This window comes from Neisseria sp. P0017.S009 (assembly GCF_051957375.1).
GTDB classification, from domain to species: Bacteria; Pseudomonadota; Gammaproteobacteria; order Burkholderiales; family Neisseriaceae; genus Neisseria; species Neisseria perflava.
Map to the genome: position 1 here is coordinate 128,736 of NZ_JBQCWL010000005.1, position 21,364 is coordinate 150,099.

Here is a 21,364-nt window from a genome sequence, read left to right on the forward strand (position 1 = left end):
CGGCCTTGTTGTTTGATTGGGTTTATTGCCAAATCAGGACTTTGGGTTCGGGCGTCACTTGATAGCCTTCTTGACGCAATAGTTCGATTAAGCCTTTTCCGCTGGGTAAATGGGCAATGCCGACAGCAAAGAGGGTGCTTTGTTTGGCCGATTGCTTGCGGATTTCAGGTAGCCATGCCAAGTTACGGCGGATCAGGAGGTCGTTTTTCAGCCAATCGGACATGGCTTTGGCGTGTTTAGCATCAACACGTTTGAGGGTGCACTGTTCGGTTTCTTCCAAAAGTGGGATGAGTTCTTCAAAGCGGCCTTCTGAATAGGCTTGATGGAGTTTTTTGATATCTTCGGTTTCTTCTTTATTGGTTTTAATGCTGGCTTTCAGAAAGTTGAGCATGGTTTCTTCAGGCTGTGCTTTGAAGATTGCGGAAACTTCGTCCAAGCTTTCTAATGAACTACGCGGTTTGTTGATATTGACTGCTGCGTTGGTCAGCAACATATCTGCACCGGTTTCTGCGCTATATCCTTGGGGAAATGCGCTGCCGGCAAAAACCAATGCTGCCCACGGGTGGAGTTTGTCGGCAATTCTGGTGATGGGTCGGCTTTCTTCATTTTTTGAATAGATTTCTTGTAAAAGACGGAAATCTGTTTTGCCAAGCTTGCGGCTAAGCGGTTCGGTACTCATGACTTCTTTGAAGTATTTTTGATACATTTTTTTCGTTTCCGGACTGCTGTCCGGCAGTGGGTCAATTTCTGTGGTCAGTTGGTTGGTGGATTGCAACAGTTTGACCGCATCGGAAGACAAAGTTTGATTGGTTCGTCCCATGTGGATGGTGCCGAGCAGGTAGGAATCGGGTTGGCCTTCTTTGCTGATTTTCCAAACATTGCTGGTCAGTTTAGGCTGCTGCCAGTTAAGTTCGGCAGGTTTGTTGTCGGGTGAGATCGCGGCGGGTTTGCAGGCGCCCAGGGCGAGGGCAGTCAATGGCACAAGCAGGCAGGCAAGCAGTTTTTTCATGTTTTTCCTTATTGTGGTGTGCGGTAGGCAAGGGCAATTTAGAAATCGAGCAGGTTTTGAACCGGATGTTCGCCCGTTTCGGTTTTTTCCATTTTGCGGTTGCGGATTTTGGCTTTCCTGAGGGATAGAAGGTGCATGACTTGATGCTTTTGGCTGTCGGTCATCTGGAGCCAGTACAAGCGCTCTTCCCGGCTGCGCAGGCAGCCTTTGCAATAGCCTTTGGCATTGGCTTCACAAACGCCGATGCAGGGACTGGGGATGGGGAAAAAATCAGGTTGTTCCATATTTTAAAAGCGTTTGAGACAAGAGACTGGACAAACCAAAATTGCAGACTGCATTCGTATTTGTCTACACACGATCGGTGTATCCAGCAGGGTTCCTAATATCCAATTGAGTTGATCATTTCAATAAGTTTATATCTGCCACCCTAGGCATAAAAAACCTAAGAGAAACCATAAATATATCGCAGAAGAAGTCAGTATCTTCCCTATTTTCAGATTTCTCCAATAAAACCCAAGTAAGAACATTATAAAAATTAAAGGAATTCCAATATAAATATAATATTTAAGCGATCCTAATTCACTGAACACGTTTATAACAGAATAGAGACCGATAAATCCACCTGACCAAAAAACAATTATTGCTGGCCCTAAAAAAATAGCCGTTATTAAATGAGGGAGCAGTATGATTTTTATCCATTCTTTATATTTGTTGTTCATTTTAATCCCAATTACTTCAATGGTATCGTATCGATTCAAATGGGGGAGCAAAGTGTACAGTAACGTCACCAAGAATAATTACGGTATGTTTGGCAGAATCATGTTTTAATACATATTTGGAGTTCCGCTATATTTTGATTTTCAGACGACCTATGTGTAGCCCCAACTATCTGCATTTTATGACTTAATCAGTTTGCGCAAAGACTGATTGTTGTATTTGATATCGGCAATCAGCTGGTCATATTGGTGCATTCTACGGAGCGAGCGGGTAATTAGATAGACCGAGAAAATAATCAAGCTGATGTTCATCAGACTGACCAGTACGAGCAAAGGCCAAACATCAACGGCCTCGTACCATTTCGATGTCGCAATCAGCGCACTGAAAATAGACAAAGGGAGTGCGAAAACGGCAATGCCCGTACGCATGATAGCAAGTGCCGTGCGTTTTTCTGCAAGGAGAAGCTGTACTTGATTGATGCTGAGGATATCGTTTTGCTGTTCGGTAACCATAGGATACGCGCCTATACAAATTAACTTTGAATTCTGATAAAGCGGAAAATATGGTTTTATGTTACCCGAAAGTATTGAAAATAAAAACAAAGGTCGTCTGAAAATTTTTAGACGACCTTTTCCATTCCTGTTTATACGGTTTGCGAGTATTTGGCTTTGGTTTCTTTATGGCGCAAATGGTAGTCGAACACCATGGCGATGTTGCGGATCAGGAAACGGCCCTTCGGTGTCACGGTCAGGCTGTGCGGTTTGAGACGGACCAGGCCGAGGGTTTCAAGTTGCTTCATATCTTCCAGTTCGGCTGCAAAATAGCGGCTAAACGGAATGCCGAACACGCTTTCGTAAATTTGATAATCAAGCGAGAAGCGGCACATTAAATCCTGAATAATGTTGCGGCGCAGGATATCGTCTTGATCAAGCTGGTAGCCGCGCATAATCGGCAGATGTCCGGCATCAAGAGCGGCGTAATAGGCATCGATGTCGCGCTCGTTTTGGGAGTAGGTGCTGCCGATTTTGCCGATAGAGGACACGCCGATCGCTACCAAATCGCAGTCGGCATAGGTTGAGTAGCCTTGGAAGTTGCGTTGCAGGAAGCCTTCTTTGAGGGCGATGGAGAGTTCGTCGTCAGGTTTGGCAAAGTGGTCCATGCCAATGAAAACGTAGCCGCGCTCAGTCAGGGTTTGGACGCAATATTGCAGCATATCGAGTTTTTCTTCGCTGCCGGGAACGACATTGGTGTCGATACGGCGTTGCGGTTTGAAGATATGCGGCAGGTGGGCGTAGTGGTAGAGGGCGAGGCGGTCAGGGTCAAGCGACAAGACCGTGTCGATGGTGGTTTTGATGCTTTCGGTGTTTTGGTGCGGCAGGCCGTAAATCAAATCGACACTGACGGATTTGAACCCTGCTTCGCGGGCGGCATCGATGACTTCTTTGGTTTCTTCGTAACTTTGGATACGGTTGACGGCTGCCTGCACTTTAGGATCGAAGTCTTGAATGCCGACACTCATGCGGTTGAAACCGAGTTTGCCCAGTTTGAGGACGGTTTTGCGGCTGACTTTGCGCGGGTCGATTTCGATGGAGTATTCGCCGTTGGGGATGAGCTGGAAGTATTTGCGGATCATTTCGAAGACGCGTTCGAGTTGGTCGTCGCTTAGGAATGTCGGCGTGCCGCCGCCGAAGTGGAGTTGCGCAAGCTGGTGTCGTCCGCCTAAATGCGGTGCCAGCAACTCCATTTCTTTTTCCAGATACTGGATATAGGCATCGGCACGGCTTTTGTCTTTGGTAATGATTTTGTTGCAGCCGCAGTAGTAGCAGATGGTATTGCAGAAGGGGATGTGGATGTAGAGTGAAAGGGGTTTGTTGAGCGCGCCCATGTTACGCAGGTTTAAAGCTTGGATATATTCGGCTTCTTTAAAGCCTTCATGGAAGCGGTCGGCGGTCGGATAGGATGTATAACGTGGACCGCTTGATGGCAAACTGGCAATCAATTCGCGGTCGAATTCCGGTAATTCATTGTTTGTGTTAGTGTTATTTGAGATAGGGATGATTTTCATGGTCGGGGCTTGTAGTATGAAGTAAGGAAATTAGGGAAAATTTTAGTCAAAATTTCGATAGTTTGGTAGAATGCCTCATAATGATATGCCAACTTTGACATGGGTCAATAGTTATTCGGCTTCATCAGGGATTGAGAGAACTAAGCAAATTAAAGGTGCGTTATGGCCACACACAATGCAACACATCAAATGAAAACCTTGTGTTCCACATGTTCTTTACGCGAGCTGTGTTTGCCTGTCGGACTGATGCCTAACGAATTTTCACAATTAGACGCGGTTATCCGTCAAAGCCGCCGTCTGAAAAAAGGTGAATACCTGTTCCGTGCCGGCGAGCCATTTACCTCTTTGTTTGCCATCCGTGCGGGCTTCTTTAAGACAACAGTCGCCAGCCAAGATGGACGAGACCAGGTAACCGGCTTTTTTATGTCGGGCGAGCTGATCGGTATGGATGGGATTTGTTCCCATATTCACAGCTGTGATGCTGTGGCTTTGGAAGACAGCGAGGTATGCGAGCTTCCGTTTACACACATTGAAGAACTCGGTCAGGATATTCCCAGCCTCCGCTCTCACTTTTTCCGCTTAATGAGTCGCGAAATTGTTCGAGATCAGGGCGTTATGCTGCTTTTGGGCAATATGCGCGCTGAAGAGCGATTGGCAGCATTCTTGCTCAACCTGTCTCAGCGTCTCTATTCACGAGGCTTCGCCGCCAATGATTTTATCTTGCGGATGTCGCGTGAGGAAATCGGCAGCTATTTGGGGCTGAAGCTGGAAACAGTCAGCCGCACCTTGTCTAAATTCCATCATGAAGGCTTGATTTCGGTTGAACACAAGCACATCAAAATCTTAGATGCGACAACCTTGAAGAAAATGGTTTCTGGTTGTTCGCACGCTATCTGAATCTTAGGCCGTCTGAAATATTTCAGACGGCCTTTTTAACAAGAATTAAAGAATAATTGTTAAGTTACGCAAGTGATAGTCAGGTATTAAATTGAAAAATCTTCAACAACCGGCGTGTACAGAATGCGGTCGACTACTTCTCTGGTCAGTTTCGGTGCAAACATCTGGATAAAGTCATACGCGTAACCGCGCAGGTAAGTATCCGAGCGTAAGGCTATCCAAGTGGGCGACGGTTCAAATAAGTGTGCCGCATCAATAAGCTGTAAATCTTGATCGACAACGGGATCGTACGCCATTTTGGCCATCAAACCAACGCCCAAGCCTAAGCGGACATACGTCTTCAATACATCTGTATCGGCAGCCGATAAGGCAACATCAGGTTGCTCAATATGCGCTTTATTAAATGTACGCGCAATGCTGCTGCCGGAATTAAAAGCAAATTCGTAAGTAACCAGCGGAAAAGAAGCCAAATCTTCAAGGCTTAAAGGATTGCGGCAGTCCAAAAGAGGGTGGTCATGCGGAACAATCACGGCATGGTTCCATTCGTAGCAGGGCAGCTTGCCTAACTCAGGATGATCATCAATCTGTTCGGTAATAATTGCTAAATCTGCTTCGCCGCTGCTGACCATTTGCGCAATCGCAGAAGGGCTGCCTTGTTTGATGGTCAAATTGACCTTAGGGTAGTTTTTGACAAATTCCGCAACGATTTTGGGCAAGGCATAACGCGCCTGGGTATGCGTTGTCGCGATGGTCAGCGAACCGCTGTCATGATCGGTAAACTCGCTGCCGATATTTTTAATGTTTTGTACATCGCGCAAAATTCGTTCCGAAATTTCTAACACGGCTTTGCCCGGTTGCGAAACGGAAACCACACGCTTGCCGCTGCGGATAAAAATTTGGATACCCAATTCTTCTTCAAGCAGGCGGATTTGTTTGGAAATGCCGGGCTGGGATGTGAAAAGCGCATCGGCGGCTTCAGAGACATTCAGATTGTGCCGGTAAACTTCAAGGGCGTAACGTAATTGTTGCAGTTTCATGGTAGCAGTACCGAATACGTTGTTATTGTGGATTTTGTGCGACAAACGGCATGTAATTTAACATATTTTGCCCAGTTTTGCCCCGAGTTTTGAAAATGGTTGTTTTTAATGAAAATATCTTTTAATGATATGAAAACAGGAAATTCAGGAAAGAAGAGGGAAAGGGGTTTTGTTGTTTTTGTACAACTTTAGGTAGGTGAATTGTCTGATTTTGCCCTAAATTAATGACACAAGATTGATTTTTCGGCATGATTAACTACTAGGAAGCAGGCACTTCATGATTGTTTGAAGGCATCGAGTATTGACAGTTTGCCTTGCGCTTCTTTATAGTGCAACCTGATATATCCGATTTGCCGCTGTTTTGATACTGCGGCCTGTATATTGGTACTTTGCAGCGGTTGCTTTCCTAGTCCGCCGCATAACAATTTGATGAGGGAATAAAATGACCAAACAGCTGAAATTAAGCGCATTGTTCGTTGCCTTGGTTGCCTCTGGCACCGCTATGGCCAGCGAAGCGCACACCAAACACGGTTACACCGTAAGCAGCCAATCTCAAGAAATCGTCCGTAACAACTACGGCGAATGCTGGAAAAACAGCTACTTCGACAAAGCTACCGAAGGCCGTGTTGAATGTGGTGACCGCGAAGCAGTTGCTCCTGTACAACAAGCTCCTGAGTATGTTGATGAAACTGTTTCTCTGTCTACTAAAACTCTGTTCGGCTTCGACAAAGACAACCTGCGTCCTGAAGCTCAAGAAAACTTGGATTCTTTGGCTCAACGCCTGAGCAACGACAGCGTACAAACTGTACGTGTTGAAGGTCACACTGACTTCATGGGTTCTGAAGAATACAACCAAGCTCTGTCTGAGCGTCGTGCCAACGTAGTTGCTAACTACTTGGTAGGCCGTGGCGTTGCTTCTAGCAAAATCTCTGCAGTAGGTCTGGGCGAGTCTCAAGCTCAAATGACTGCTACTTGTGAAGCTGAAGTTGCTAAACTGGGTAAAAAAGTTTCTAAAGCTAAGAAACGTGCTGCCCTTATCGCTTGTATCGAACCTGACCGTCGCGTTGATGTTAAAATCCGCAGCGTTGTTACTCGTCAAGTTGCTCCAGGCCAAACTATCGAAGGTCAAGGTGAATTGCCTGCTACTGATGAAGGTTGGATCCCAGCTCCTTACAATGGCGTTCACGGTTACGCTAAACCTTAATCGGTTTGTGAAAAATGCCCTGCAATATGCAGGGCATTTTTTTATGGTTTATATTTGAAGAGTCAGGGAATTTATGATTCAAAATAAAAGGCCGTCTGAAAGACTTTTTTCAGACGGCCTTTTATTAAGACAGATTAGTTTGGTTTGGGCCATTTCCATACGCAGATGGCTGCCAGTATCGTACAAATCAAAAAGATAATACTGGATAAGCCATGCCAAATGCCGAATGTACCGCCTACTAGAGACAAGAGCCAGTTATCCAGCCCGTACTTGTGTGCCTCGATAACCGGCGTAACCAAAAGATGATTACAGGCTAAGAGTAGCCAAAGCACCAAAACCCACCAAGAGAGGGAGGCAAGTTGCCGTCTGAAAAAGGCATAGGCTACACCAAAAATAGCTAATCCGCATATTGCTGTGATGGCAAATAAAATGCCGGCGATTTCTCCTGCCAGCATTTTGGGCAGGATGCGGAACAGGATAGGGGCAGTAACATAGCCTGCTGTCAGCTGCATACCAAGCCACATGGCGGCAGCGGTTTGGATAATTTTGTACAGTAGATTCATTATGCTTCTCCTGGGAAGATTTCGTTTTCTTTGATTATGGTGTTTTTAGGTACAGCAAAAGGCCGTCTGAAAATGTTTTCAGACGGCCTTTTGTTTATTTAAATATATTGCACGGCAATGATGTCATATTCACGCACGCCGCCGGGTGCTTGAACTTCTGCAACGTCGCCTTCTTCTTTGCCGATCAGGGCTCGGGCAATGGGGGAGCCAACGTAGATTTTGTGTTCTTTGATGTCTGCTTCATCTTCACCGACGATTTGGTAGGTAACTTGTTCTTCGGTTTCCAAATCTTCCAGTGTCACAGTTGTGCCGAACACAATTTTGCCTTCTGCATGGATTTCGGCAGGGTTGATGATGTGCGCCATAGAGAGTTTGTGTTCCAACTCGGCAATGCGGCCTTCGATAAAGCCTTGACGCTCTTTGGCGGCTTCGTATTCTGCGTTTTCAGACAAGTCGCCGTGTGAACGTGCTTCGGCGATGGCTTCAATGACTTCTGGGCGTGCTACGCTTTTGAGGTGTTGAAGTTCTTGTTTCAACAATTCTGCACCACGGACGGTCAAAGGGATTTTTTGCATTGAGTTCTCCATGAAAGCATGATGATGCTTTTAAAATTTTATCCGGCCACGCGCGGTAGCCGGATTGGAAATAAAAATACAAGCCGCCAAAGCTTGGCGGCTTGATGAATAAATAAGTAATGCCTGTATTCTACCAAATTCTGCCGAAACCGCAATAATTAAAACGGATTTTCAGTAAAGTGTTGTTTTCTGTCTATTTTGTTTTTCAGACGGCCTGAAAACTAAATATTGAAGTATTTCAAAGCTGCATCGGAAAAACGGTTTCTTAAATGAATGTTTTTGATTAAAATGCCTGATACTAATTCGTAATAATTAGTCTGCTTTGACTATATAAAGAGAATATATGGAAACAAAACCAACTTCCCAAAATGAACAACAGGCTAACCGCCGTTATTTGACTGTTTGGCGATGGCATTTTTATGCCGGACTTTTGGTTGCGCCGTTTTTAACCCTGCTGGCTGTTACAGGGTTGGGAATGCTGCTATTTGCCAATATTACCGGTAAAGAAGGCGAGCGCATACATGTTACGCCTCAGGCAGTGGTTCAGCCTTTGTCGGCTCAGGCTGAAGCTGCCAGACAGTTTGTGAATCCGGAAACTTCCTCTGTGGTGCAGTATATTGCGCCGCGCACAGATGATATGGTTGCCGTATTCCGCGTGAACAATGACGATAAAGCCACTATGGTTGCCGTTGATCCCTATACGGCAAAAGTCGTGAACACGATGCCGCGCGGTCAAGGCTGGTATCACACGATGGATGAAATCCACGGCGATATTATGATTGGGGCGACAGGGGACTACCTGTTGGAAACCGCTGCGTCGCTAACCATCATCATGATTGTGACCGGTATTTATTTGTGGTGGGTAAAACAGCGTAGTCTGAAGGCTGTTTTTTTACCTAAAGCAGGCAAAGGTCGTTCTTGGTGGCGCAACCTGCACGGTGCATTTGGCTCTTGGGTTTCTTTGATTTTATTGCTGTTCTGTCTGTCGGGCGTTGCTTGGGCAGGTATTTGGGGTGGTAAAGTGGTTCAAGCGTGGAGTCAATTTCCTACGGGTAAATGGGGCGTGGAGCCTAATCCTGTATCTTCCGTATCAACCCATGGTGATGTGCTGAACGACGGTAAATCCAAAGAAGTGCCGTGGATTTTGGAGCTGACGCCTATGCCGGTTTCCGGTACGACAATGGGCGAAAACGGCATTAATCCGAGTGAGCCGATGACGTTGGAGACGGTTGACCGCTTTGCGCGCGAAATTGGCTTTAAAGGTCGCTATCAGCTTAATTTGCCTAAGGGTGAGACCGGTGTATGGACGCTGTCGCAAGACTCAATGAGCTACGATATGATTAGTCCGACTGCGGATCGTACGGTACACATTGATCAATACAGTGGCAAAATCCTGGCTGATATTCATTTCGATGATTACAACTGGTTTGGTAAATTCATGGCGGCAAGCATTGCTTTGCATATGGGTACGCTGGGCTGGTGGAGCGTATTGGCAAATGTCTTGTTCTGCCTGGCGATTATCTTTATCTGTGTCAGCGGTTGTGTAATGTGGTGGAAACGCCGCCCTTCGGAAGCGCGAGGTTTAGTTCCTCCTGCACAGAAAATTAAATTTCCGGTATGGTGGGCAATGGCTGTGCCACTTCTGATTTTGGCTGTGATTTTTCCAACGGCCATTGCTGCAATCGCTGTTATTTGGATTTTGGATACACTGTTGTTGTCGCGTATCCCAGCATTGGCAAGATGGTTTAAATAACCGTCTGATGTGATTAAAGGCCGTCTGCATCTTTTGTTTCAGACGGCCTTTGTTATAAAGGTTAAAAGAAGCAGGGGGAGTTATAATTCTGTTTAAGTTTATGCGTGAGATGGGAATTGTGATTGGCTTACAGGATTGTGTAAGAAAGACAAGGCGTTCTTGTATAAAAACAAAAAACCCACTTCATTGAAGTGGGTTTTTGATGAAGGCTTTAACCTTTGCGAGCAGGCAATTTTTCTTTAATGCGAGCTGCTTTACCGGTCAGGCCGCGCAAGTAGTACAGTTTGGCGCGACGTACGTCACCACGGCGTTTAACTTCGATTTTTTCTACGGTAGGAGAGTACAGTTGGAAAGTACGTTCTACACCTTCGCCGCTAGAGATTTTGCGAACGATGAAGTTGCTGTTCAGGCCACGGTTGCGGCGAGCGATAACAACACCTTCGTATGCTTGCAGACGGCTGCGAGAACCCTCAACTACGCGTACAGATACGACAACGGTGTCGCCTGGAGCGAATTCAGGGATTTCTTTGTTCAAGCGAGCGATTTCTTCTTGCTCTAATTGTTGAATCAAGTTCATTTGTTTTTCCTAAGTTATGATTGGATTTCCTGTTGCTCTTGCAAGATTTCTTTTAAGAGGCGGGATTCCTTTGGGATTAAACTGCGCTTTTCCAATAAATCGGGTCGGCGCTCTAAAGTGCGTCGCAGTGATTGTTTCAATCGCCACTCGGCAATCAAGCCATGATTCCCTGAGCGTAAGACATCAGGAACTGTCATGCCTTGGAATTCTACGGGTTTGGTGTAATGAGGACAGTCTAAAAGGCCGTCTGAAAACGAGTCTTGTTCGGCTGACTGTATATCGCCCAATACGCCCGGAACCAATCTTAAGACAGCATCCATCAACATCATGGCGGGTAATTCGCCACCTGAGACGACAAAGTCGCCAATGCTGATTTCTTCGTCCACACTGCTTTGCAATAGTCTTTCATCTATGCCTTCATAGCGTCCGCATAGAAGAATAAGATGGGGCAGTTCGGCAAGATCTGCGGCCTTTTTATGTGTCAGCGACTGACCTTGCGGACTGAGATAAATTACTTTGGCAGGTTTTTGCGAGTTTGCTTTGGCTTCTTCAATTGCTGCTTGAAGCGGCGGCGCCATCATAATCATTCCCGGACCACCTCCGAAGGGGCGATCATCAATATAACCGAGTTTGTTGTCGGCAAATTTTCGGGGATTGATGGCTTGAAACTGCCAAAGATTTTGTTTTCTTGCTCTGCCTGTAACGCCATATTTGACAATGCTGTCGAACATCTCTGGGAAAATGGTGATGGCTTGGATCAGCATCAGTAGTCCAAACCCCAGTCGGCGATAATGGTTTTGCTGTCGGTATCGACAGATTCGATATAGTTGGAGACAAAGGGAATCAGGATTTGTCCATGTTCGCCTTTAATCATCAAAACATCATTTGCACCGGTTTCCATCAGGTTGCTGACTTGGCCGAGGACGATGTTTTCTTTGTTGATGACGGTCATGCCGACTAAATCTGCCCAGTAGTATTCGTCTTCCTCAGTAGGGGCGAATGACTCTCTGGGGATTTCGATGGTATAGCCGCGCAAGGCAAATGCTTGGTCGCGATCGTCTATACCTTCAAATTTGACCTGAAGTTCGCCATTGACAATTTTACCTGCCTCAAGCACAACATTCAGGGTTTTGCCATCCTTGCACAACTGCCACTCGGGGTAGTCCAGCAGGCTGTCGGTATATTCGGTATTGGCAGCAATTTTAAGCCAGCCTTTAATGCCGAATACGCCTTTGATGTAGCCCATGGCTACCCGTTTTTGAGTGTCTGTCATGGTCGTTTCGGCTGATTAAGCAGCGATTTTTTGCTCTTTAATCAGTTTGGCAACTGCATCGCTAACTTTCGCGCCTTGAGCAACCCAGTGGTTGATGCGGTCTGCGTCGAAACGTACGCGTTCTTGTTTTTCGTTGGCAACGGGGTTGTAGAAACCTACGCGCTCGATGAAGCGGCCGTCACGACGGTTGCGAGAGTCAGTTACGACTACGTTGAAGAAAGGGCGGTGTTTTGAGCCGCCGCGAGCCAAACGGATAACTACCATTTTGAGTCCTTTTGAAAAATGCGGATATATAGAAACCGCTAATTTTAGGATATTTCACACGGGTTATGCAAGTTTTTATTTGTTTTTGTTGCTGTTTTGCCATTCGTTCAAATCGAGGCTGGCTTGATACAGTCCGCGGTCGGTTTCCGACGGGGTGACGGTAAATCCTGATTTTTCAGCGAGTTTGAGCATTGGGGTGTTTTCTTTGAGGATTTCCGCATTCATGATTTGATAACCTTGCTGTGTGGCAGTTTGGATAATGAGGCTCATCATTTTGCCAGCCAAGCCGGTTTTGCGTGTTTCAGGTGCTAAAGTAATGCCGAACTCGCACTCATTACGATTGATGCGGCTGTAACGGCTAACTGCGACGATACGGCCGTCTGAAGCGAAGGCTGCCCATGCGCATTCGGTATGGAAATCGGGACGGGTCAGCCGTGCGAGTGTGGGCAGCGGTAACTCGTTGGTATGGGTCATGAAGCGCGTATAGCGGTCGGCCGCGGGTAATTGGCGGACAAATTTTTGTTTGGCTTCGGCATCTTCAGGTTCTAGTGCGCGGATGTGCAGTGTGTTGCCGTCGGGCAGGATAAAGGTATCGGTTTGGCTCGGATAGGGTGCGAGTACGTTTTGTATCTCGGGCGTTTCGGTTTTAGGGTGCAGCAGTTCGGAAGCGGCTTCGCCGGTGTTGCGTAGGAATTCGGCTGCGACCGGATTTTTTTGTTGGAGGTAGGCGGCGGCGCTTTGCATTTTTGCTGCAGCTTGTTCTAAGGTTTGGACGGCTTTTTTGGGGATTTTGGTTGTCGGCGCGGCTGGTTTTTCCACAATTTCGGGAATGATGGTGCTGCTGTATTGGCTGCCGTTGTAGTTGAGGATAATGTCGCCGATATGCTGGTTGTTGCGGATAAGCGTGTTTAGGGAATGCAGGAACTGATTGAGAACGGAAGTGTTGTCGAGTTCTGCAAATTGGCTTAAACGCTGGATATCAAGCGTGGTAAAGGGAGGTAATGTGGCTTCGGTTTTGCCGTTGTAATGGGCGGTAAGGATATTGCCGTAAATGGCATGGCGGCTGAACCGGAATTGGACGGCATTGTGTTTTTGGGTTTGGCACGGAGGCAGGTATAGGGCTTCCGCCATCAGTTCGGTTTGGCCGGATGCAATGGCTTTATCGATACTTTTGCTTTTAGGTGTTTTCAGACGGCCTGTTTTGGCTGGCGCAGGGGTATTTTGCACCTGTTGCAAATAGGCTGTTTGATTGCGGAAATAAAGTGTCAGCAAGGCTTCTTCCGGTGTGTTAAACCGAGTCAGGCCGTCTGAAAAACAATAGCTGACGAGAATGGGCTTGCTGGTTTTTTGTGCCAAATTATCCAGAGTTTGATGAATACTGTATGCGTCCGGCGTATCTGGCGAAATAATGCCAAGTAGGGCTTGAGTATGCGGATTTTGTAATTGTTCGAGTGCCAAGCGGTGGATGCGTGCAGGCGTAGGGTTGCTGCCGATGCAGCCTTGTCGGATGGATGGTGCATCGGTTGGGAGGTCGAGGGTCAATTCGCAGGCATTGGCGGTAGTGCGCAGCCATTCTATCGGCGTATCGGACAGAATGGTGGGATGGGTAATGACGGGAATGCCGGAAAGGTAGGCTTTTAGGGCTGCTTCCAGTTCGGCGTTATTGAATACCGGTTGGAAATTGCAATGGCGGCTGAGGCTGCGCAGGATGGCTTTGTCTGTGTCGTCGGTGTAGTGTGTAGACAATAGGATAAGCGGAGTGTGGCGTGTAAAGTGGCGGATGGCACTGAACAGCTCGCGTTGGTTTTCGGCCGGATTGTAGTGGATCACGGCAACTTTAGTATGGCGGTTGTGGCCGAAGCGGTTGAGCCAGTCGGCCGATGTAGTAGGGCTTAGATCATAGTTGAGGCTGATGTGGCGCGATACGCCTTGATGCAGCGTGTTCAGCAGGTGGTTGATGTTGCGGCTGACGGTGCTGTGGCCGGTGAGTAATGCGATATGGCCGGCCGGATAGTCGGTTTGGGTGCTGATGTTGAGGTTGAGTGAGGGAAGTTGGATGCCTGCGCTGTTGCATACGGTGATGTTCAATTCATCGCCGTGATGTTTTTGAATGGTGGAACGGGCGTTTTTGCAGGATTCGGGCGGTAGGTTTTCCCAATCTTGAATCAGAATAATGTGGTGCAGGTCTTTTTTACGGCAGGCTTTGAACAGCGAGTCGTAATGGTCGGGCGGGATAACGGCAACAACCAAATCGGCTTGTCCCGGGATTTTGCTGAGGCTGGAGTAGGAGGGAATGCCTGCTACACTGCTGTGTCGAAGATTGACGGGGGTGATTTTGCCTTGATATGAGGAACCGAGCAGGTGGCTGAAAATGCGTTCGCCAAGGCTGTGCGGACGTTCGCTGGCGCCGACGAGGATGATGTGTTCAGGCATGAAGAAGTAGCCGGAGCCGGTTTGGACGGTTGCGCTCATGATGGTTCCTTATTTGTGTTTTTGGCCGTCTGAAAAGTTTCAGACGGCCTTATTTTTAGACTTCTTTTTTGTCTCCGGCTTTCTTTTTGGGAAGGATAAAACGCATCCTCAGGCCGTTGGGTTTGACATTTTCAGCAATGATTTTACCGCAGTGCTGTTCCATAATGTGCTGTGTCAATGCAAGCCCTAAACCTGTACCGGGCTTGTGCGCGCTGGAGTCGGCGCGATAAAAGGCAGTGAAGATATGCGGAAGCTGCATTTCATCGACACCCGGACCGTTGTCGGTCACATCGATAATCCAGTGTTTGCCGTCTTGTCCGATATGGGTTTGAATGGTGCTGCCTTCCGGACTGTAATTGATGGCATTACGGATAACGTTGTCAAAGGCGCGGTATAGATAGCCTTCGTTGGCGCTGACCACGGCATTTTCGGGGATTTTTGGGTCAATGCTCAGGGTAACGCTTTGGTTGTTTTGGTGGGCAATGCTTTGGTTGTCCTCAATCAAGTTGGTTAAGAACGGAACGAGTTTGAGGTTTTCTTTTTCCAAAGGAATATTGGAAGTTTCCAAGCGGGATAGGGTCAACAATTCACCGACCAGAGTATCCATGCGCACCAGTTCGCCTTCAAGTCGCTTGAGGTATTGCTCTTGTTTTTGCGGCTGAGATTGAATCAGGCCGACAATCGCCTGCATACGCGCCAGTGGCGAGCGCATTTCATGAGAAACATGGTGGAGCAGGTGGCGCTCTTTGGCAACAAGTTTTTCAAGTTTCTCGGCCATTTTATCGAACTGCACGGCAAGGTGGGACAATTCGTCGTCACGGTCGTCAACTTGTTGGGAAATGCGGGTTTCGAGTTCGCCGTTGGCTACTCTGTCCATGCCGCCGCCAAGAATTTTGATAGGCTTGGTAATGTTGTTGGCAAGGATGTATGCCATCAGCAGGCCGACGATGATGATGAAAGACAGAATAATAAATTCGTGCCAAATAGGCGAAAGCGGCAGGCCGGGAATGAAGAGTGGGCTAGGTAGGCGTTGGGCTTGATGATTGTCCCAGCCTTTAATGAAGAAGAGGTATTCTTCGCCGAAACGGTCGTATTCGATGTGGGCTAAATCGGATTCGGGATTGTTGATGGCAAAGATGCGGGCGCGTTCGATGGACAGGCTGTCGATATTGCGGCCTAAAATATCTTTTTTATCGTCGCCGGTAATCACATAAACGGCATTGGAAACAGGATTGTTTTTCCATTCCGAAAGAATTTCACGCGCACCGCTGTCTCCGCGCGAGTTAAACGCGGAGATGATGCTGCTCATCAATGTGGTTTCGATGGTGCGGCGTTGGTTGAATTGGTTTTCGGCGAGGGTGTTTTGCACCAGCCAAAATGAAAAACTCGCCACAAAGATTGCGCAGACGATGACTGCGCAAAATGTGGCGAAGATGCGTTGAAACAGTTTCATTGATCTGTTTAATCTTTAGTTTTTAACAAACAGGTAGCCTAAGCCACGTACAGTTTGAATCAGGGAAGCATCGCCCAATTTGTGGCGGATGCTGGAGATGTGTACGTCGATGCTGCGGTCAAATTTAGCCAGTTTGCGGTCGAGTGCCTCGATAGACAGGGTCTCTTTGCTGACGACTTGTCCGGCGTGGCGCATCAAAACTTCGAGCAGGTTGAATTCGGTGCTGGTCAACTCGAGCGGAGTGTCTTTGATGCTGGCTTGGCGTTTGGCCGGGTACAAAACGACGTCGCTGACAGAAATGCTGTTAGGCGCGTTGTTTTGTTCGTTGCTGTGTTGCGCACGGCGCAGGATGGCGTTGATGCGGGCCAAGAGTTCGCGCGGTGTGCATGGTTTCGGTACGTAATCGTCCGCACCCATTTCCAGACCGATAATGCGGTCGATGTCGTCGCCTTTCGCGGTCAGCATGATGATGGGCACGGTGCTTTGGGTGCGTACGTTTTTCAGTACGTCCAAACCGTTCATTTTAGGCATCATGGAGTCTAATACGACGACATCGTATTGTCCGGTCAGAATTTCTTGAACGCCGGCTTCGCCGTCGGGAACGCTATGAACGTTGAGGCCTTCGGCAGTCAGGTATTCGGTCAGCAATTCGGTCAAGAGGGCATCGTCATCTACGAGTAATACGCGACTCATGGAATTTCCTTTTCGTGATTGTATGCGCCGCGGTACTAAATGGCAGTACGGCGCTTAAAATAGAGTTGTGTTCAATCTTAACATGCAATCTGCTTTTGTTGATAGCGTAATTTTCTGTGCTTTTGCGCTTTTTTGCATAGAAACTTGTCGCTCTTTACATTTTCAGACGGCCTGTAAGGACAAACTGACAATTGAGTGAGTTTTGTTTAGGGTTTATCACATGATTTGGCAGTTTGGTGTTTCGGTGCATTGATGAAATCTTTGCAATCGGACAAAAGTTTGGGCAGCAGAGGGGCGAATACCGGATGGCTGCGTATTTTGTCGGCGTAGAAATACATCATATAGGGATAATAATATTGCACTGCCTGCATCCATTGCGCACCTTCTTCTTTTTTGCCTTGTCGGTAGAGGTAGAGGCCGACTTGATAGGCGTTGGAGTAGGGGCGGTAGGTCAGGGCTTTGAGTGCGGCCTCTTCCGCCCATGGGCGGATGTAGGCATCGGTCGGGTCTGCACGTTTGCTCAAACTTAAATCGGCGTAATAGGCAAGCATGGGGCTTTCTTTGGAAAGCTGCTGCAAGCCGTCGATTTTGTTTTGGACTGTTTGCGGATCGTCGGTTTTCCCTACACGGCTATATTGGGTCAGATTTTGATATTCCCAGCTGAGGTTTGCCATGCCGATTAAGATCGATAAAGCGGCTATACCGCCTGCCCACTGCCTGATTTGAGTAGATAAAGGGCCGTCTGAAACATCTTTTGGATAAGAAGGTGTCAGCGACAGAATCAGGCTGAATACGGTGAGGAAATAAATATACCAAAGTGGATATTCGAGCATGCTGTGGCAGAGGCTGACGGCGGCGGCGGTTAGTAAAAACAGGGAAGCCGGCGTTTGGTTGCGGCCCAACAGTCGCCATACGGCTGCAAGCAGGGTTAAGGTTGCAAGCAAGGTGCCGGCAATGCCCATTTCGGACAATAACTGCATGACGATATTGTGCGAATGGGTAAACAGTACGCCAAGGATATTGTTGGGGAAGTATTGTTGTTGGGCATTGATCAGGAAGGTTTGCTGGGCAAAACTGTTCCAGCCGTGACCGAACCAAGGTGCGGATTGAAAAGCAATCCATGCCTTGCTCCATTCGATTTGGCGCATGGAGCCTTCAAAACCGCTGGTGCCTGCGCGTTCGACAGCGGTTTCGTATTTGATGTTGCCAAACAAATCCAACAGGCTGCCCATACCGAATTGGAAAGCGGCGGCCAGGATGGCGGTCAGAAGGAAAATGCACAGTGCGCGTTTGTGTTGGAAACGGGTACGCCAAAACCATAACGGCGTAATCAGGAATAGGGCGGCAATGTAGCCTAAGATGGTGCGCGAGTTGACAAGGCCGAGGGTCGCAGTCAAAGCCAATACGAACAGAAAACCTGCTGCATTGGACATTTTGCGCGCCGTCCATAAATAGGATGCCGCCAAAATGCCCCACATTAAATAATGTCCCAAATGGTTTCGTTGGCCGAGTTGGCCGTTTACGGTGCCGTTGCTTCGGGCAATGATGCCGTTCAACCACTCTACGTTGGACCAGCCTTTAAATTGCAGCCAGACGATGGCAGCCTGTATGGTTGCACCTATCAATAAAGACCAAGCAAAGATGCTGACGACGCGTTCCTGTCCGTAAGCTGCTACCCAGCCCCGCACCGACCATGCGCCCAGTGCCAAAATGACAAATGTCCAGGCGGTGATGTCACTCATGCCGGGGTAGATCGAATGCATGAGGCGCGCTTGGAGCGACCAAAATACGGCCATGGCAAACAAGCCGATACTGAGTGCAGGAAGGCGGATATTCAGCAGGCCTTTGTGTGCGCTAATCAATGTCAGTACCAATGAGCCGCTCAGTGAGATGGCTTCCAAATAAAAGCTGGGCAGTGGGCCGACTCGGTAGAGTGAGAGAAAAGGGACGGCGCAAATCCAAAGAAAACTGAGCCATAAAGGCCAAAAGGTTTTCACTGAAGATTCAGTCAGGCCGTCTGAAAGTGTGTGGTAGGTCATTTTGATGTGTGTTTTTGTTGTTTGATAAATGCAAGGCAGCCGAGGAAAAAGGCAATACACAATAATACGGAAACGGCGGCGCAAATCCGGCTGGCGACGGCTGTGTCTGCCAGGCGCATACAGGCTTCGGCAAAGTAAATCAGAATCAGCATGGAGCTGTATTGATAAGTGTAGATGCGTTTTTTCAAAATGCCGGTCAACGGCAGGCACAGCGGCAGGGCTTTCAGTGCCAGCCATGAGCCGCCTTCGCGCAATGGCGCGATCCACAATTCCCATGACAAGGAAAGCAGAATCAGCAGGATAAGGCTTATGGAAGTTGCAAGATAAGGTAATGGGGAGCGTGTATTGTTCACAATATTGAGGGCGTAAAGCCGTACTGGAAAACTTAAAATTATACCGCTAAAAAGGCGGGATAAGCCAAGAATATTGCTTAAAGGTACTGAAGAAAGGATTTATTGTTTTTTTCAAACGAATGAAACTTTATCTTGTTTTATAGTCTTATTAATATATATATTTAATAAAGATTGTGCTACTATTATAAATACTTTATCTCAGGAGGATAGAAAACCATGAATCGCGTTGCTGATGTTATCCGTGATGATATTAAAGTAATGACAGCCTATCAGGTTGCTGATTTGCCGGAAGGTTTTATTAAGTTGGACGCCATGGAATGTCCGCATCATCCTTTCGCCGGGTATGAATCTTTATTGTCAGAATGGGCGAATTTGGCAAAGCAGGCACCGATTCATTTGTATCCCCATACTGCCAAGAGCGGTATTTATGAAGAATTGAGGGAGGTTTTCGCTATTCCCGATAAAGCGGAAATCGCATTGGGTAACGGCTCCGACGAGCTTATCCAATTTTTGACTATGCTGGTTGCCAAACCAAATGCGCGTGTATTGGGTATTGAGCCAAGTTTCGTTATGTATCGTCATAATGCCGCGCTTTATGGCATGGAATATGTCGGCGTTCCCTTAAATCCAGATTTTTCTTTAAATCTCCCTGCCGTTTTGACCGCTATCGAGCAACATCAGCCGTCATTAATTTTTATTGCCTATCCCAATAATCCTACCGGCGTGTGCTTTAAACGAGAAGAAGTGGAAGCGGTCATTCGTGCGGCAACCGGCATTGTGGTTGTCGATGAGGCATATGGAGCGTTTCATCATGACAGTTTCCTTCCTTGGGCGGGAGAAGTCGAAAACCTGGTCGTAATGCGCACCATCAGTAAAATCGGCTTTGCCGGCTTACGGATGGGGTATGCGGCGGCAAGCCCAAGCATTATGGGTGAACTGGCCAAAATCCTTCCGCCTTACAATATGAATCAATTAAGCTTGGCGGCGGCAAAATTCTCATTGAAACATCATCAAATCATTCAGCAAAACATTGATACATTAAAAAATGAGCGTTCGCGCGTGATGAATGAATTGTCGAAATTAAACCGTTTGGAAGTTTTTCCGAGCGAAGCCAACTTTATTACTGTTCGCGTTCCTGATGCGAACGGGCTGTTTGAAACATTGAAGCAAAACCGCATACTGATTAAAAAACTGCATGGCAGCCATCCGCTTTTGGATCAGTGTGTCCGTATAACCGTAGGCTCGGCAGCGCAAAATGATGCCGTCTTGGCGGTTATTAGAAACCTTTACCCCAATCTTTGATTTCAAGGAAACTACCATTATGAACAAAGCTCAACTGCATTTGACCAATTTTCTGTTACTGGTTGAAGAAGCCGGCTCATTGACCAAGCTTGCACGTGCGTGCGGTTATGAAAACTCCGCCTCTTTGTCTCAGCTCAAACGCCGTTTGGAACAACAGGCAGGCGATGAGTCTGCACGCGGCATTCGTCCGAGCCTGGCTGCGAAGTTGGAATCCGGTATGCGCAAACGCAAAGGCTGGCTGAACCGTGATCACAGCAAAGATCAAGAAAAAGCAGCAGTTGAAGCGGCGCGTTTGGAAAAACAAACTGTCGAAGCAGCCGAAGCTGGTGTTTCAACCGAAGGCCGTTTTGTTACCGTTACCCGCAATACCTGCGAAACCCAAATCACCGTCAGCCTCAATCTTGACGGTACCGGTAAATACCGCTTGGATACCGGCGTTCCTTTCCTTGAGCATATGCTTGCCCAAGTGGCGCGTCATGGTTTGATTGACTTGGATATTACCTGCAAAGGCGATTTGCACATTGACGACCATCACACGGTTGAAGACATCGGTATCGTATTGGGTCAGGCCTTGAAACAAGCGCTTGGCAATAAAGCCGGCATTACCCGTTATGGCCATGCCTATGTTCCGCTGGATGAAGCGTTGAGCCGTGTAGTCATCGACCTTTCCGGCCGCCCTGGCTTGGTGTACAACATTGACTTTACCCGCGCCCTGATCGGCCGTTTTGATGTCGATTTGTTTGAAGAATTTTTCCACGGCCTTGTAAATCACAGCATGATGACCTTGCACATCGATAACTTGAGCGGCCGTAATGCACATCATCAAGCCGAGACCGTTTTCAAAGCCTTCGGCCGTGCATTGCGCATGGCGGTCGAATACGATCCGCGCATGATTGGTCAAACGCCTTCTACTAAAGGCACGCTGAGCGAAGAATCTGTTCAAGAAGAAGCGGAAGCCGCATCAGAAGAATAAGGCAGCGTTTGAATGAATAAAGGCCGTCTGAAACCGATTGGGATTTCAGACGGCCTTTATTATTCATCTTGTATGGTGGCAATATTTTGTTTTAAACCATCTTTTGCTACAATCATTCTTATTATTATATTAATCATTAAATGTT

The 21,364-nt window shown here is 47.5% G+C and carries 21 protein-coding genes; 5 read left to right on the forward strand and 16 right to left on the reverse strand.

The window, feature by feature from the left end:
• Window positions 1–22: 22 nt before the first annotated feature.
• From ACTHTG_RS07580 to hemN, 4 genes are all read right to left on the reverse strand, one after another.
• The gene (locus ACTHTG_RS07580) at window positions 23–1,009 is read right to left on the reverse strand and encodes a TraB/GumN family protein (protein WP_004519626.1); all 987 of its coding nucleotides are present in this window, start codon (window positions 1,007–1,009) and stop codon (window positions 23–25) included.
• A gap of 38 nt (window positions 1,010–1,047) precedes the next feature.
• Complete coding sequence (locus ACTHTG_RS07585) at window positions 1,048–1,293, reverse strand: DUF1289 domain-containing protein (protein ID WP_004519627.1); 246 nt, start codon at window positions 1,291–1,293, stop codon at window positions 1,048–1,050.
• 612 nt (window positions 1,294–1,905) lie between these two features.
• Window positions 1,906–2,238 (reverse strand): hypothetical protein, encoded by a 333-nt coding sequence (locus ACTHTG_RS07590; protein WP_004519629.1) that lies wholly within the window; start codon window positions 2,236–2,238, stop codon window positions 1,906–1,908.
• 131 nt (window positions 2,239–2,369) lie between these two features.
• On the reverse strand, window positions 2,370–3,791 hold the full coding sequence (gene hemN, locus ACTHTG_RS07595) for an oxygen-independent coproporphyrinogen III oxidase (RefSeq protein ID WP_004519630.1): 1,422 nt from the start codon (window positions 3,789–3,791) through the stop codon (window positions 2,370–2,372).
• Window positions 3,792–3,953: 162 nt separating this feature from the next.
• Here hemN and fnr point away from each other — a divergent pair, with 162 nt between their 5' ends.
• The gene (gene fnr, locus ACTHTG_RS07600) at window positions 3,954–4,688 is read left to right on the forward strand and encodes a fumarate/nitrate reduction transcriptional regulator Fnr (RefSeq protein WP_039862092.1); all 735 of its coding nucleotides are present in this window, start codon (window positions 3,954–3,956) and stop codon (window positions 4,686–4,688) included.
• A gap of 86 nt (window positions 4,689–4,774) precedes the next feature.
• Here fnr and ACTHTG_RS07605 read toward each other — a convergent pair whose 3' ends face one another.
• Complete coding sequence (locus tag ACTHTG_RS07605) at window positions 4,775–5,725, reverse strand: CysB family HTH-type transcriptional regulator (protein ID WP_049336754.1); 951 nt, start codon at window positions 5,723–5,725, stop codon at window positions 4,775–4,777.
• 442 nt (window positions 5,726–6,167) lie between these two features.
• Between ACTHTG_RS07605 and ACTHTG_RS07610 the strand changes: the two genes are divergently transcribed.
• Window positions 6,168–6,929 (forward strand): OmpA family protein, encoded by a 762-nt coding sequence (locus ACTHTG_RS07610; RefSeq protein ID WP_049336752.1) that lies wholly within the window; start codon window positions 6,168–6,170, stop codon window positions 6,927–6,929.
• A 134-nt stretch (window positions 6,930–7,063) separates the two neighbouring features.
• On the opposite strand, the gene ACTHTG_RS07615 is transcribed toward ACTHTG_RS07610, so the two are convergent.
• Together ACTHTG_RS07615 and greA are read right to left on the reverse strand one after the other, a co-directional pair.
• Window positions 7,064–7,492, reverse strand: coding sequence for a DUF4149 domain-containing protein (locus tag ACTHTG_RS07615; protein ID WP_049336750.1), 429 nt, complete (start codon window positions 7,490–7,492; stop codon window positions 7,064–7,066).
• Between the two features lie 98 nt (window positions 7,493–7,590).
• Entirely contained in the window at window positions 7,591–8,067 is a 477-nt protein-coding gene (gene greA / locus ACTHTG_RS07620; RefSeq protein ID WP_039862094.1) for a transcription elongation factor GreA, read from the reverse strand.
• 343 nt (window positions 8,068–8,410) lie between these two features.
• Here greA and ACTHTG_RS07625 point away from each other — a divergent pair, with 343 nt between their 5' ends.
• On the forward strand, window positions 8,411–9,820 hold the full coding sequence (locus tag ACTHTG_RS07625) for a PepSY-associated TM helix domain-containing protein (RefSeq protein ID WP_049336743.1): 1,410 nt from the start codon (window positions 8,411–8,413) through the stop codon (window positions 9,818–9,820).
• A 211-nt stretch (window positions 9,821–10,031) separates the two neighbouring features.
• Here the strand turns inward: ACTHTG_RS07625 and rplS are convergent, their stop codons facing one another.
• The 9 genes from rplS to ACTHTG_RS07670 all read right to left on the reverse strand — a co-directional run bounded on the left by rplS (window position 10,032) and on the right by ACTHTG_RS07670 (window position 18,944).
• A complete protein-coding gene (rplS, locus tag ACTHTG_RS07630; protein ID WP_003679470.1) occupies window positions 10,032–10,397 on the reverse strand; it encodes a 50S ribosomal protein L19 in 366 nt (121 codons plus the stop codon).
• Between the two features lie 14 nt (window positions 10,398–10,411).
• Window positions 10,412–11,161 (reverse strand): tRNA (guanosine(37)-N1)-methyltransferase TrmD, encoded by a 750-nt coding sequence (gene trmD, locus ACTHTG_RS07635; protein WP_049336742.1) that lies wholly within the window; start codon window positions 11,159–11,161, stop codon window positions 10,412–10,414.
• Window positions 11,161–11,670 (reverse strand): ribosome maturation factor RimM, encoded by a 510-nt coding sequence (gene rimM, locus ACTHTG_RS07640; protein ID WP_049336741.1) that lies wholly within the window; start codon window positions 11,668–11,670, stop codon window positions 11,161–11,163. Before rimM ends, trmD begins: the two co-directional genes overlap by 1 nt.
• Before the next feature lie 15 nt (window positions 11,671–11,685).
• On the reverse strand, window positions 11,686–11,934 hold the full coding sequence (gene rpsP, locus ACTHTG_RS07645; RefSeq protein WP_003684452.1) for a 30S ribosomal protein S16: 249 nt from the start codon (window positions 11,932–11,934) through the stop codon (window positions 11,686–11,688).
• Window positions 11,935–12,009: 75 nt separating this feature from the next.
• A complete protein-coding gene (locus ACTHTG_RS07650; RefSeq protein ID WP_049336739.1) occupies window positions 12,010–14,406 on the reverse strand; it encodes a bifunctional acetate--CoA ligase family protein/GNAT family N-acetyltransferase in 2,397 nt (798 codons plus the stop codon).
• Between the two features lie 55 nt (window positions 14,407–14,461).
• Entirely contained in the window at window positions 14,462–15,859 is a 1,398-nt protein-coding gene (locus tag ACTHTG_RS07655) for a HAMP domain-containing sensor histidine kinase (RefSeq protein ID WP_004519642.1), read from the reverse strand.
• A 15-nt stretch (window positions 15,860–15,874) separates the two neighbouring features.
• Window positions 15,875–16,552 (reverse strand): two-component system response regulator MisR, encoded by a 678-nt coding sequence (gene misR, locus ACTHTG_RS07660; RefSeq protein ID WP_003748666.1) that lies wholly within the window; start codon window positions 16,550–16,552, stop codon window positions 15,875–15,877.
• 206 nt (window positions 16,553–16,758) lie between these two features.
• Window positions 16,759–18,591, reverse strand: coding sequence for a PglL family O-oligosaccharyltransferase (locus ACTHTG_RS07665; protein ID WP_070646197.1), 1,833 nt, complete (start codon window positions 18,589–18,591; stop codon window positions 16,759–16,761).
• Window positions 18,588–18,944 carry a DUF2069 domain-containing protein gene (locus ACTHTG_RS07670; protein ID WP_049336736.1) on the reverse strand — a complete coding sequence of 119 codons (357 nt, stop codon included), beginning with the start codon at window positions 18,942–18,944 and terminating at the stop codon, window positions 18,588–18,590. Before ACTHTG_RS07670 ends, ACTHTG_RS07665 begins: the two co-directional genes overlap by 4 nt.
• Before the next feature lie 216 nt (window positions 18,945–19,160).
• On the opposite strand from ACTHTG_RS07670, the gene hisC reads away from it, so the two are divergent.
• Entirely contained in the window at window positions 19,161–20,246 is a 1,086-nt protein-coding gene (gene hisC, locus ACTHTG_RS07675) for a histidinol-phosphate transaminase (protein WP_285071135.1), read from the forward strand.
• Window positions 20,247–20,265: 19 nt separating this feature from the next.
• Entirely contained in the window at window positions 20,266–21,219 is a 954-nt protein-coding gene (gene hisB, locus ACTHTG_RS07680; protein WP_049348224.1) for an imidazoleglycerol-phosphate dehydratase HisB, read from the forward strand.
• The last annotated feature ends 145 nt before the right edge of the window (window positions 21,220–21,364 follow it).

Bases quoted from the DNA above. Each gene is read 5' to 3' on its own strand.
- ACTHTG_RS07580 (WP_004519626.1), bottom strand. From the start codon at position 1,009: ATGAAAAAACTGCTTGCCTGCCTGCTTGTGCCATTGACTGCCCTCGCC.
- ACTHTG_RS07585 (WP_004519627.1), bottom strand. From the start codon at position 1,293: ATGGAACAACCTGATTTTTTCCCCATCCCCAGTCCCTGCATCGGCGTT.
- ACTHTG_RS07590 (WP_004519629.1), bottom strand. From the start codon at position 2,238: ATGGTTACCGAACAGCAAAACGATATCCTCAGCATCAATCAAGTACAG.
- hemN (WP_004519630.1), bottom strand. From the start codon at position 3,791: ATGAAAATCATCCCTATCTCAAATAACACTAACACAAACAATGAATTA.
- fnr (WP_039862092.1), top strand. From the start codon at position 3,954: ATGGCCACACACAATGCAACACATCAAATGAAAACCTTGTGTTCCACA.
- ACTHTG_RS07605 (WP_049336754.1), bottom strand. From the start codon at position 5,725: ATGAAACTGCAACAATTACGTTACGCCCTTGAAGTTTACCGGCACAAT.
- ACTHTG_RS07610 (WP_049336752.1), top strand. From the start codon at position 6,168: ATGACCAAACAGCTGAAATTAAGCGCATTGTTCGTTGCCTTGGTTGCC.
- ACTHTG_RS07615 (WP_049336750.1), bottom strand. From the start codon at position 7,492: ATGAATCTACTGTACAAAATTATCCAAACCGCTGCCGCCATGTGGCTT.
- greA (WP_039862094.1), bottom strand. From the start codon at position 8,067: ATGCAAAAAATCCCTTTGACCGTCCGTGGTGCAGAATTGTTGAAACAA.
- ACTHTG_RS07625 (WP_049336743.1), top strand. From the start codon at position 8,411: ATGGAAACAAAACCAACTTCCCAAAATGAACAACAGGCTAACCGCCGT.
- rplS (WP_003679470.1), bottom strand. From the start codon at position 10,397: ATGAACTTGATTCAACAATTAGAGCAAGAAGAAATCGCTCGCTTGAAC.
- trmD (WP_049336742.1), bottom strand. From the start codon at position 11,161: ATGCTGATCCAAGCCATCACCATTTTCCCAGAGATGTTCGACAGCATT.
- rimM (WP_049336741.1), bottom strand. From the start codon at position 11,670: ATGACAGACACTCAAAAACGGGTAGCCATGGGCTACATCAAAGGCGTA.
- rpsP (WP_003684452.1), bottom strand. From the start codon at position 11,934: ATGGTAGTTATCCGTTTGGCTCGCGGCGGCTCAAAACACCGCCCTTTC.
- ACTHTG_RS07650 (WP_049336739.1), bottom strand. From the start codon at position 14,406: ATGAGCGCAACCGTCCAAACCGGCTCCGGCTACTTCTTCATGCCTGAA.
- ACTHTG_RS07655 (WP_004519642.1), bottom strand. From the start codon at position 15,859: ATGAAACTGTTTCAACGCATCTTCGCCACATTTTGCGCAGTCATCGTC.
- misR (WP_003748666.1), bottom strand. From the start codon at position 16,552: ATGAGTCGCGTATTACTCGTAGATGACGATGCCCTCTTGACCGAATTG.
- ACTHTG_RS07665 (WP_070646197.1), bottom strand. From the start codon at position 18,591: ATGACCTACCACACACTTTCAGACGGCCTGACTGAATCTTCAGTGAAA.
- hisC (WP_285071135.1), top strand. From the start codon at position 19,161: ATGAATCGCGTTGCTGATGTTATCCGTGATGATATTAAAGTAATGACA.
- hisB (WP_049348224.1), top strand. From the start codon at position 20,266: ATGAACAAAGCTCAACTGCATTTGACCAATTTTCTGTTACTGGTTGAA.